We start from the raw sequence: 12,120 nt of genomic DNA, 5'->3' as shown, positions 1-12,120 counted from the left end.
CCACGGCCGTGCCGCCGGCGTCGTAGTGGCCCGTGCTTGCCCCCAGGATGCGGCCGCGCAGGTCCACCACGCCAGCGGCGGCCGACAGCGCGGTCGCCCTCAGGCTGCCCGCATCGTTCTGCTGCGCGGATACGTCGATCAGCGCGCCGCCTTCCTGCCGGATGCTGCCGTGGCTACTTTCCAGAATCACATCGCCGCCCCAGCTGTAGCGCTGGACGTCGTTGAAAGCGATGGCGCGGCCCGATACATCGACTTGCGACGCGCCGGTCAGCAACACGCTTTCGCTGCCTTGCACCGTGAGCTTGCCGCTAGGGAGCACGATCCTGCCATCGATCTGCACGTTCGCCCCGGCCAGAAGGAGTTCCGCGCCAAGGTCCCGCACTGTCACGGCTTGCGCGCCTGGCACCGCCGCCACGCGCACATCGCCGCCCGCCGTCACGCGGTTGATGGCGCCTGCCCCGCCGGTCAGCAAAGGCGTATTCAGATTCAGGTTGCCGCCGTGGTAGGCATAACGGCCCGTCACGCTGTCGAATGCCCCTTGCGATTGATACACCGCCAGGCTGCCTCGATGGTTCGACGTAATGCGCTCACTGGCGTTCAGGCTGACCGTGGAAAAGCCCAGCGCCAGCCTGGCGTTGTCGTCCACGCCGCTGGGCTGCGCGCCCTGGGCATAGCCGAATTCGATCCGTTCGGCATCGATGCGCAAGACGCCCCGGCCCGTGCCGGCGCCGCCCGCGACCACCGCGCCCGGCGCCTGTGTCGCCCCGTTCCAGATCAGGTTCTGCGTGCGGATGCTGGCCTCATCACCGGCCTCGCCATAGCCGTAGATGGCGGGCGTTCCCAAGGCCAACGTGGCCAGGCTGTACTTGCCCGTGACCGGATCGCGCGTGTCCAGCGCAACGGCGCCGTAGAAGTTCATGGCGTCGCGCGCGGTCAGCGTCAGCACCTCCAGCGCGGGCGCGCCCATGCTGGTATCGCCACGCAACAACCGGCCCAGAATGTCCTGGTTCAGCGTCAGCCCGTTGGGCAGTATGCCGCTGGCCGCCGCCTGTTCCAGGGCGCCAGCCGTACCCGCGTTCACGGCGCCAACGGCCAGCGACAGGTTGCGGGTCCCGTAGCGCACCTGCTCGCCCAGGTCGAACGTGCCATTGGTGGCGGCGGCAATCGTGCCCTCGGAATACAAACGCGTCACGCCTTGGCAAGGCTGCGCCGCGCACGTGCCGATGCGGATCGCGCCCGACGCCAGCGCGTCTGGCGCCAGCACGTCAAGCCGGCCATTCGACACGGCAAGCAAGCTGGCGGTACCCGGCTGGAAGGCGTAGCCGCTGGTGGAGTCCACCGACGGGGCGCCACGGCCCAACGTCGAAATGCCCGCGCCGGCCTCAAGTTCGATCGTCCGCGACGAGACCAGCACTTCCGGCCCCGTCAGCTGCGCGCCGGCCCGCAGCACGACCTCATTGGCGGGCGCCTGGAACGTGTAGAAACGCCCACCCTGCCCGTACTGCACCACCGGCAGCGCGCCGATCACCAGCCGGCTGGCGCCCAGCGCCGTCAACGCGTCCGCCTGCACCGACGTGCCCGCGAAACCGGCGGTGGGCGCCTGGCCCGCTCCCAGGATTTCTATCGTGCCGCTTCCGCCCTTCAATGCCACCGCGCCGCCGAAGCCGCCCTGCGCCGCCTTGAAATTCGCCAACCCCTCGAAATTCAGCGCCTGGCCATCCGAGGAACCCGAGTGGATCGCCAGCCGCAAGGTACGGGCATCGGCCGGCAGCATGGCGCGCGGCACGCCACGCGTCACGGCGTCCGCCGCCACGAAACTGGCGTAGCTGGTTTCGTTGTACTGCGACAGGGTACGCGACACATCGGCTGGCGTCAGGATCACCGAGCTGGCCAGACTGTCTGCCACGCGGGTCCCCGCCGTCGACAGCGTGCCGCTGGCCGCCCACGAGCGGTTGCGCATCTGCATTGGCGCGATAGCCGCGCCTGCGGCCGCCCCACCATTGATCTCGACGCGAAATGCGCCGGGCAACAAGGCATAGGTGGACGGCATCAACGTGTAGGTGCCGGCCGGCAGGCCAGGCACGCCCGCGCCCACCGTGATCTGCCGACCGACGCCGGGTGTTGATGCGCCGGCTTCGCCGCCCGCCGGCGCATAGCCGGGTTGCATGCCGGGCACGATCGCGTAGACGGGGTTGCTGGCCAGCCCCGGCAACGAGAAGCCGCCCTTGGGATTCATGCGGACCAGCGGAGAATAGCGCGCGTCGGTGGAGCCGCCACGGCCGGATACGAAGCCGGCGCCTGTCAATTCGCCGCCGCCGGACAAGTCAAGGACGGACCCCGGCTGCGCATCCACATCGCGGAAGGCCATCGTGATGCCGGTACGCAGGGTGGCACCGTCCCCCAGGCCTGTCGCGCCGCCCACGCCCACGAGCGACACGTCCGCGCCTTTGAACTTGTACGAGACGCCATCGGTCGTACCTCCATACGGCATCAGCAGACCCGCACCGCTGACCGACGTGACGCTGCCCGGCAACAGCGTCAGCCGCTGCGTGCCCATCAGTGCGCCAAGATCCCCCAACACGATCGCGCCCAACGGCGCGCGCACCACGCCGCCTTGCTCCACCGTGGCCGCTGACAGGCGCAGCGTGCCGAAGGCCGAATAGGGCGTCACCGGCAATGCGTCCGACGCGCCGGCGTGGCGGCCGATCCGCAATGCGCGGTCCGGATCGAAGAACTGCACACCGGTTGGCAGGCGCATAAAGCCGGCCAGCACCTCTGCCTCGGCGCCTGTCTCGGGGTAGATCTGGGCGGCGATCAGGTCCAGATCGCCGCGTGTCCAAAGGCGGGTGCGCGGTTCGTGGTCGTTGTTGGCCAGAAAGCGCAGGTCGCCACCGCTATCCAGCGTTACCTGGTCAAAGCCCGAACGCAACACCGGCAGCAGGCCGCCCACGCTACGGTTGATGTTGCCCTGCGTGCCGAATGACAAGCTATTGCCGACTTCAAGCAAGTTCCCTGCGCGCACCGTGAATGCGCCGGCGCCCACATCCTGCGCGTCGCCGAACAACACCTGCGGCCGTATCACGCCATTGGTGGCGGCGTACTTGCCCAGCCCGGACAAGCGCACATACGACGCCGCCAGATTCACCTGGGTTTGGGCATCCGCCCCCGGTGCCAGCGAAAAGGCGCCCGCGTATAGCCGCAGGCTCTGCGCCACCGAGACGTCCACGTCGCCGTCGAAAGACATCAAACCGTTGGATAGCAGCGCCAAATGGTCGAAGCCGCCGCCGGCGAGCAAGCGCGTGGCGTCCAGCCGGGCCTGGCCATAGCGCAGCCCATCGGCGGCCTCTCCCGGTTTCAGCTCTGCGCCCAGCGCATTGCCGCCGGGGCCCGCCGCCAGCACCATTTCGCGCGGCACCTGCACCTCCATGCCTGCGGCGCCGTCGCCCCATGTGCGGTATAGCGGCGTTTCCAGCGCAATATCCAAGGTGCCGCCGGACGCATTCGCCCCGCCCGCACGGGCGATGAACGTGCCATCCAGATACAGACCGTTGTACGAGCTGAGCGATATGCGCCCGCCGTCCCGGTTCAATTGCACCGCGCCCACGCCCGTCACGTCCACCACCGCGCCCGCGCCGGACGCGTCCAACACCGCCCCGGGCCGGACAATCACATACGCATCCGCCGACGTTGCCGTTGCGCGGTCGTGATTGATCTCGCCGCCGATCACGATCACACCGCCGGCGTCGGCCACGCCATAGCGCCGGCCCTGCGTATCCACGCCGGTCTCCGCGCGGCCTGCAACGTCAAGCACGGCTTGCTCGCCAATCCAGATCGACCGGTTGTGCATCTGGCCGTCGGCAATCTCGAAGGACTCCGCCACATCCAGTTCACCCAGGCGCAACTGGCGGATATCGATCTTTCCGCCTGCCGCCGTCAACGCGCCCAACACGGTGATCTGTCCCGCGCCGCGCATCTGGATGGTCTGGCCGGGGTCCACCTTCACCTCGGCGCCGCGGCCCACGATCAGTGCCGCGTCGGTGTCCACACCGGCCGCAGCCAGATTACGGCCGCTTTGCAGCGACAGGCTGGCGCCGCGCCGCCGCGACACGGTCCCGGCCACGGGGTCATGCTGGTAGATCGGCGGCAACCACGCTTCCAGGACGGCCGACGGATCCGTGCCCGTCTGCTGACCCGCCGCGCCGGACACGGGGCGATACACCGGCATCAGCACATCGATGCGGGCATCGTCGGCTACGGTCAAACCGGAACGGCCCGTCACTTCGTAGCGCGAAAACCCTTGCTGGAAAAAGGGCGATGCAAGCGCCAATGCCCCCTCTTGCGCCACGGGCTCCGTGCCTCCCAGGACGACGTTGCCCGCCGCCACCGCGAGCGTTCCTCCGCCTTCCACGCCATACCCACGCAACGTCGCGTTCAGGGTCAATTGACCGCCTGCATCGGTAGCGCCGCCGACGACTTCAATCGTCGTGTTGCCGCCTTTGCCTCCCGTCAATGCGTTCTTCGCGCGCAGCGCCGCGCCCGAACTCACGTCGATCACGCTGCCGGTATCCAGGCGGATATCGCCGTCGCCGCGCAACGCCACCGTGCCGCCGTTCAGGTACGGCATGCCGGCCGTCCGTTCCGGCGACATGGCCAGGTTCGTCCACAGGCCCGAAGCGTCCAGCCGGGCGCGCGCGCTCAACGCGAGTGCCGCCTTGTCCGTGCCGCCGACGGCCGAATCCACCGCCCCCGAGGGCGACGCCTGGTTCAGCACATTACCCAAACGGATGCTGCCAGCGCGAGCGGTCAGCGTGGCGTCCACCGACACCTGGTTCGCGAACAGCGTGATGTCGCCGCCCGGCGCCACGGCCAGATCGGACTGCACCGTGATGTCCTGGGCGGCGATCTTGATGGCGCCCAGTCCAAAGCCGTTCAGCTTCGCCGTGTCCAGATGCAGGACGCCTGCGCGGTCTTCCGGTAGCGCGGTGTCCAGGTCCAGCCCTGCGGCGATGGCGGCGGCCTGATCGGACAAGAGCACGTGCTGAACCGTGTCGTCCGACCGGCCCAGCGCGTACTGCAACGCGCCGGTGCGCAGCGTGTAGTAAGGCGAATACGTGCCCACGACCAGTTGCGCGCCTCGCGCCGCCGCCCGCTGCGATTGCTGATAACCGTCCAGGCCGGCCTGCGGCGCGGCGCTCTGGCGCTGGCCCTGATACGTCAGACCGACCAACTCGCCTTCCAGCACCGCGCTCTTGGTTCCGATGACCAGCCTGCCCGCGTCCCGGCCAACCGTGTAGCCCGTCTCGAAGCGCTCGCGCGGCGCGATCAGCGGGTTATAGAAATAGCGCGTCTGGCCCCAACGCTCGCTGTGGGCCTCGTACCCTTTGTACAACCCCGTATAGGCCAGGTCCCCCGGGGCGCGCGACACGTCGTACAGTCTGCCGTCCACGCCGCGCAGCCACGTCTGACGGATCATGCCGTCTTGCACGTCCAGCGTGCCGCCCGACACGTTGATCTGCGAACCGGCGCGCGTCACGACGTCGCCGCCGGTGAATTCCACGTTACCGCCCTGCGCCATCCATTCATTGACGGCGTGGCCCTGCGTGCCCAGGTAGCCGCTGACTTCCAACAGGCCGCCGGCCGTGTACCAGCGGTCGGTCGCGTAGCCGTTCGTGCCTGCCGGCACGAAGACCAGGTCGCGCAGATCGACCCACACATCGTTGCTATTGAGCGTGCCGCCGTCCCGGTTGATCGGCGCATCGCGCTGCTCATTGCCCTGGACGTTGATCTTGATGTTGTTGTTCTCCATCGCGACAGGCACGCCCACGGCGCCCGCCACATCCAGGATCGCGCCATCGCGCACCAGGCTGCGCTGCGCGGCATGAATGGCGATCTGCCCACCGGTGGCCAGCGTGATGGACCCCGATGCGACGTCCACCGTGCCCGAACTGCCGATTTCCACCCGCGACAGCTCGCGGCGGTCGCCGCCGGCGGCCACCACGGCCGCATCCGTCTGGGGGGTCAACGGCACGCGCAGGCCGTCGCGCTGACTATCCAGCGCCAACGCGCCGCTGCGGTCCAGCAGGATCGCCGTGGTGCTGTTGTCCGCCAAGGTCACCTTGCCGCCCTCGCCCGCCGCCGTCAGGTGCACCGTTCCGCGCGTATCCACCGACGTGCTGGACAACACGACGCCGCCCTGCATCACGTCGCCGCCCGTCAGCGTCACATCGCCCGTCGCCGCCTGGATCAATCCGGTGTTCACGACGCGGCCCGGCGTGCCTGCCGGTGTCACTTCGTTGCCCTTTGTGGTGGACACGAGGTTGCCCGAGGTGCCCTGGCCGCGCTTGATCACAAAGCTGTCGCCGGCCGCCAGCAACGCCTGGCCTGCCGGCGTATCGATCGTTCCTGCGTTGACGGCTTCCTTGCCCAGCAGCAGAACATAGCCGCCGCCCGTCGTGGAGGTGGTCGGCGCCGCCGTCCGGATCTGTGCGCCCGCCTGCACCTCGACGCGGCCCAGCGCGTCCTGGAATGTCGGTTGCGCGCCGTTGTCGGCGTACAGCCCCTTGTCGCGAAACTGCGCGTCCGAAATCGTCGATGCCGCCGCCACCAGATTGCGCGCATTCACCTGGCTGGTGCCGGTGAAGATCACGCCGTTCTGGTTCACGACCATCACCGTGCCGTCCGCCTTGATGGCGCCCTGGATCTGGCTGGGCTTGGCCGATGCGCCCACCACGCGGTTCAGCACCGCGTCATCCGCGCCCTGCTTGAATTGCACGGTGGTGTTGCGGCCGACGTTAAACGTGTCCCAGTTCAGGATGGCGCGCGACTGCGTTTGCTCGATGGTGACGACCTGGCGGCCATTTTCGACGCTGGGCTTGGCGGCTTTCGCGCCCTCCCATTTCGCCAGGCCGCCCTGGGCGGCCCACAAGCCGCCTTCAACCAGGCCATCGGGCACATCGCCGCCATTGGCAGCCGCCGCCGCCCGCGCCGCTGCCTGGGCGGCCTGCTGGGCCGCGACGGCGGCAGCCGTGCGGTTCAGGTTGTCCAATGAACGCTGTAATTGCTGGCGGGATTGCTGCTGCTGGCGCGCGCTGGCGCCGATGCCCGCCACGCTGCCGTCGGGCATGCGGCCCGTGCGTTGCGCGGTGGACTGCACGGCGTTCTTGTCGGAAAACCAACCCGGGCTGAACGCGCGCGTTTGCGCCTGCGCCGCGCCGCTGGCGCTGCCCGCGATCAATAGCGCCGTCACCGCCTGCGACAGCGGCGTCGGACGCCAGTTCGGGCGTCCGCGCCCAAGCGCGCGCGCCGTTTTCTTCTTATCGCCCAATTCCGACATCCGTGCCTGCATGATCGCCATCCCTTGTTCCAATCGCGCGTGTTCGTCACCTAGAACAAGACAGACGGATTGAAAAATGCCGACCAGAACCCTGTCACAAATAATTCACGAAGCCACCGGCAGCGAACCCACCTAAGACAGCACGACGACACCCGCCGGCAGACGCGTCACGCGGGCGCCGTAGGCGTCGCGAATCAGGCGTTCCGCGTCGGCCACCTGTGCCAGCGAAAAGCGCGCCTGCACCAGCCGCTTGCCCAATTGGTCGTTCATCAGCACCAGGCGGCCGCGGCGGTAGCGGTTCAACTCGTCCACCACTTGCGCCAGCGGCTGCTGGTCGAACACCAGCCAACCCTGCCGCCACGCGGTCACGATGGCCGGATCGACCTGAACCGGCGGCATCACCCGCCGGTCGTCGTAGCGCAGTTCGCGGTTGGCCACGATGTCGAATACGCCTTGCTCATGCGCCAGCCGCACCACGCCCGACAGGCAGCACAGCCGCGTCTCGCCGTCGATGTACCGGACGTTGAACAGCGCGTCCTTCGCCGTGATCCGGCCTTTCCCCGCGACCACCACGGCGGCCGCCGCCCCGCTGCGGATCTCGGCCTCGCCGTCGGCCAGCTCAATGACGGCGCCGCCGCCGTCGCGACTGACATTGATGCGTGTCTGCGTATTCATCTGGACGTCCACCGCGTTGTCCAACGCCACCCGCCGCTGCTCGCCCGCCGCCGTGCGGTAGTCCGCCCCCAGCACGTCCAGCCCCGGCCACAACCCCAAGGGCGGCTTGAATGCCAGATAGGCCGCGGACGCCGCCAAGGCGCCGCCCAGGAACGCCCGCCGGCCGGTCACGAGGGATTTTCGCGCCCGGTTGCGGGCGCCCTCCGCCACGACGGCCTGCACCGCAGGCCCCACATCACGCCATAGCTGCTTCTGGGCGGCAAAGGCCACCTGGCGCCGCGGGTCGGCGCGCAGCCATTCCCGGAATGCCTCGGCATCGGCCTCGGTGGCGCGGCCGGACGTCAGCGTCAGCAGCCAGGTCCGCGCTTCGCGCGCCGCCACCTCGTGGTCCTTGTTGTTTCCGGGCAGGCTCATCGTCAGTGCCATGGTTCTTCATCTTTGCCCGCGGCGCGGCCGGGCAATTCCCCCGCCCCCGCACTGGCCACGCGCAGTTCCCGCGCGCAATGTTCCAGCGCGCGTTTGAGTTCTTTGGACACGATGCGTTCCGACACACCGTAGCGCCGCGCAATCTCTGCGTGGGGCAGCTCGTGCACGCGCGCGGCAAGCAGCATCTGCTGCGTGCGTTCGGGCAGTTTTCGCAGCGCGCGCTGGAAGGCGTCGACCTGGCTGCGGCCCTGCGCGATGCGCGCGGGGTCCGCGGCCTCGTCGGTGATGTGGATCAGTTCACTGATCTCCACCCCCGTCAATAAACGGGAATCCCTGCGCCGCTGGTCTTCGGCGATGTTCAATGCCACGCGGAACAGATAGGCCGCCGGCTGCTGAATCGACGAGCTGGCAGGCAGATCATTGACCTTCAAAAAGGCTTCCTGCATGGCGTCATGCGCCAGGTCTTCCGACCCCAGCCGCCGCTTGAGCTGATTGCGGAAGTCGTTATAGCGTTCCAGGAACAGCGAGCGCAGCGAGGTTTCCGGTTTGTTATCCCGCACGGCCGGCTCCGGGCAATTCCGCGCACTCGGCTGCGCTGCGGGGCGTCAGCAGGACGGTCAGCGGTTGCGGCATGCCCGCCGGCAAGGGGCCGATCACCACCCCACGCAATGCGGCTTCCAGCCGGCCGTCCAGCGCCGGCGCCCCGGTCGTCGCCACCCACCCGACGCGGCTGACCCGCCAGCCCTTGTCGAACCACAATTGCACCAAGGCCCGATAACTGCCCGGCTGCGTGCCCGCCGCCTTGCACAGGGCGCGCTTTAACGCCCCCTGCACCACGGCGGCATAGGGCGTGTCGCGCAATCGCTTGCCTGATCGCGGCGCGGCAGCGGCCTCTTGCTCGATAGAGACCAGCGTGAACGACTGCGCGCTGGCATAGCGGATCGCCAGCGGCGACCCTGCCAGCAATTTGCGCAGCGCATCGCCTGGCGTGTAGTTGCCAATCACGGCCGGTGCCTGCCGGCCGGCGGTCAACGTGCTGTCCACCAACACGGTCAGCCCGCTGGCCAGGCTGTACTCGACCAGCGCCTGCGCCAAGGGCTGGGCCTTGATCGCAAACGCGACGGGCTGCGTCGGCGGCTCCGCGTGCGCCGCGGCCAGCGTGAACAGGCCCAAAGCCAGACAGGCGCGCAGCGCCATGCCGCAGCCCTTGAACGCGCCGCTCATGAACGTGACCACAAGGGGGAATTGCCTGACATGGCCGCCGCACCAGGCGCCTGGGCGCCCGCCCTAACAAAAGCCGCCATGCTAGAGGGGCTGAATGACGCATTCGTGACACCTACGGCGCCGCGCCCCGGCATTCGACACGCAACGGTCACCTACGCGGCGCGCGCCCTCCCTATACTTTACCGATCACGCCGGCCGCGATTCGCCGGCATTGCATAAGGAGCGCGCATGCGCATGGTGCCCCGGCCCACTGGCCGCGTTGTCCTGCTGTTGCTGTCCGCCGCGCTGGCCGGGCCGCCGCTGTCGGCCGCCGAAGCGCAGGCGCCCGCGGCGCCCGCGCCTCACGCGCAAAAACCCGCCGCGCCCAACAGCGCGTGCATCGAAACAGAGGTGAATGGCTATCGGGCGTTGTCCTACGACTGCCTGAACCAGAAGATGGCGCCCGACGCCTCGCAGCGCCCGGCGCCGGGACTGGAATCAGAGGCAATCACCCAGCGCCCGCCCAACCAGATGGGCCTGCCCACGCCAGCCACCATCGGCAACCGCATGGGCAACACCTTCGGCACGTCGGCCTATCCGCAGCGGCCGCAGCCCTAGGGCCGCAGGCCGCTGTCGCGTCCGGGCATCAGCCCATGCGCGTGATGAAGTAGATTTTCTTGACGAACTGATCCACTTCCCAGCGGCCGGTATAGCCCTCCGGCATGACGAAAGCCTCGCCTACCGTCAGTTCGTGCACGGTGCCGTCCGGGTCCACCAGGCGGGCCGAGCCTTCGACGATGTAGCCGAATTCGATGTAGCCGGTCGTGTTCGACTGGAAGACGCCCGCCGTGCTTTCCCATACACCGGCCTCGGCCTTGCCCGCATTGCCTTCAAACGCGGTCACGGTCAGGAACGCCGCATCGCCGGAAATCGGACGGCGCGGTTTGCCGGGCACCGGATCTTTCAGTGGGCCGGCATCGATGCGGACAAGCCGCGACTGGTCATGTTTCATGGGGCACCTATCAATATCGTTATGGGGTCGCAGGCCGGCGGCGCTTAATGCGCAGCCACCACCAGCACCTCGGCCATGGCGCGGCTGACGGTGCGCATGCGATGCGGCAGTTCGGAGTCGAAATAGACCGAATCCCCGGTTTCAAGGCGAAACTGACGTTCGCCCACGTGGACTTCGATCGCGCCCTTCAGCACCAGCAGGAATTCTTCGCCCGGATGCGGAAACACCGCCGTGGCGTCGGGAAAGTCGCGCGGCGGATGCACCACGAAGGGTTCCATTGCCTTGACCTTGCGGCGCCCGGCCAGCGATTCATAATGATATTCGCTGCCCAGCCCGCCACGCTGCAGGGCCTCGCGGTCCGCCACGCGCACCACGCTGACCACTTCATCCTGGGCCGCGTCATCCGTCCCCACCAATTGGGACACCCCGACACCGTAAGCTTCGGCCAGCCGCAGCACGGTCGAGATAGACGGTTCGCTCAAGCCCCGTTCCAGCTTGGACAGGTAGCTTTTGGTCAGGCCCGTGCGTTGCGCCAGCTGTTCCAGGGACAAGGATTGCTGGCGACGCAGGGTACGCAGGCGATGGGGCAGATCGATCATGGGCAAAGGGTCAAAAATCCGACCGGTAAGCATGCCCGAAACCGGCCCCGCCGTCGAGCGGCCCGCCTGGCCCGTCCCTGCCGCTTCAGCCCAGCACGTCGACGTGCGTGCGCAGCGCGCGCCGAGCGTAATACGAAAAGCCCACCTGGGAACGCTTGGGCGTCAGGATCCAATCATGCGCCTCGCGGCCCAGCGCCGGCGGGATGGGTTGAATCTTGCCGGCAGCCATCGCCAGCAGCTGCATGCGCGCGGCCCGCTCAAACTGCAAGGCCAGCACGCAGGCCTCCTCCACGGACCCCGCGGCGATCAGCATGCCGTGATGCGACAACAGAATGGCGCGCTTGTCGCCCAGCGCCGCCGAAATAATCTCGCCTTCTTCGTTGCCCACCGGCACGCCCGGCCAATCCTTCAGAAAAGCCACGTCGCCATACAGCGGGCAATTGTCCATGTGCGAGATTTCCAACGGCACTTCCAGCATGGACAGCGACGCCGAATGCAACGGATGCGTGTGGATGATGCAGTTCACATCCGGCCGCGCGCGGTAGATCCAGGAATGAAAACGGTTGGCCGGATTGGGCATGCCGCCACCTTCCTGCACGCGCAAATCCTCATCCACCACCAGCAGGTTGCTGGCGGTGATCTCATCGAACCCCAAGCCCAGCCGCTGTGTGTAGTACCGGCCCGGCTCCGCCGCGCGCGCCGTGATCTGGCCGGCCAACCCGGAATCATGGCCCCCGTCGAACAGAATGCGGCAGGTCAGCGCCAGACGTTCGCGCAGGCTCCATTGCGGCGTGTCGAACTGGCGCTGCATTTCGGCTTTCGCCCGCGCGATCAGTTCTTCTTTTCCCAGGTGCATCGTATCGGTCATCATG

At 68.1% G+C, this 12,120-nt stretch carries 8 protein-coding genes; 1 reads left to right on the top strand and 7 read right to left on the bottom strand.

Going from position 1 to position 12,120, the window contains the following annotated elements:
* The 4 genes from ACE039_RS28560 to ACE039_RS28545 form a co-directional block, all read right to left on the bottom strand.
* Nucleotides 1-7,354: two-partner secretion domain-containing protein (locus ACE039_RS28560; protein ID WP_485824000.1), on the bottom strand; the 7,354-nt coding region annotated here is incomplete at its 3' end.
* Nucleotides 7,355-7,465: 111 nt separating this feature from the next.
* Complete coding sequence (locus ACE039_RS28555) at nt 7,466-8,434, bottom strand: FecR family protein (RefSeq protein WP_485823999.1); 969 nt, start codon at nt 8,432-8,434, stop codon at nt 7,466-7,468.
* Nucleotides 8,425-8,994 (bottom strand): RNA polymerase sigma factor, encoded by a 570-nt coding sequence (locus tag ACE039_RS28550; protein ID WP_105557938.1) that lies wholly within the window; start codon nt 8,992-8,994, stop codon nt 8,425-8,427. Before ACE039_RS28550 ends, ACE039_RS28555 begins: the two co-directional genes overlap by 10 nt.
* Nucleotides 8,984-9,658 (bottom strand): STN domain-containing protein, encoded by a 675-nt coding sequence (locus ACE039_RS28545; protein WP_485823998.1) that lies wholly within the window; start codon nt 9,656-9,658, stop codon nt 8,984-8,986. Before ACE039_RS28545 ends, ACE039_RS28550 begins: the two co-directional genes overlap by 11 nt.
* A 228-nt stretch (nt 9,659-9,886) precedes the next feature.
* Here ACE039_RS28545 and ACE039_RS28540 point away from each other — a divergent pair, with 228 nt between their 5' ends.
* A complete protein-coding gene (locus ACE039_RS28540; protein WP_448711890.1) occupies nt 9,887-10,255 on the top strand; it encodes a hypothetical protein in 369 nt (122 codons plus the stop codon).
* A 28-nt stretch (nt 10,256-10,283) separates the two neighbouring features.
* On the opposite strand, the gene ACE039_RS28535 is transcribed toward ACE039_RS28540, so the two are convergent.
* The 3 genes from ACE039_RS28535 to ACE039_RS28525 form a co-directional block, all read right to left on the bottom strand.
* Nucleotides 10,284-10,649: a cupin domain-containing protein gene (locus ACE039_RS28535; protein ID WP_105557935.1), complete on the bottom strand. Its 366-nt coding sequence runs from the start codon at nt 10,647-10,649 to the stop codon at nt 10,284-10,286.
* A gap of 44 nt (nt 10,650-10,693) precedes the next feature.
* Nucleotides 10,694-11,248, bottom strand: a complete 555-nt coding sequence (locus tag ACE039_RS28530; RefSeq protein ID WP_485823997.1) for a helix-turn-helix domain-containing protein — start codon at nt 11,246-11,248, stop codon at nt 10,694-10,696.
* A gap of 85 nt (nt 11,249-11,333) precedes the next feature.
* Nucleotides 11,334-12,116 (bottom strand): aldolase, encoded by a 783-nt coding sequence (locus tag ACE039_RS28525; RefSeq protein ID WP_416026612.1) that lies wholly within the window; start codon nt 12,114-12,116, stop codon nt 11,334-11,336.
* Between the last annotated feature and the right edge of the window lie 4 nt (nt 12,117-12,120).

It is taken from the genome of Achromobacter maghribensis (assembly GCF_057334215.1).
Note: the sequence above shows the minus strand (reverse complement) of the source record. Positions and strands in the feature narration are given on the sequence as shown.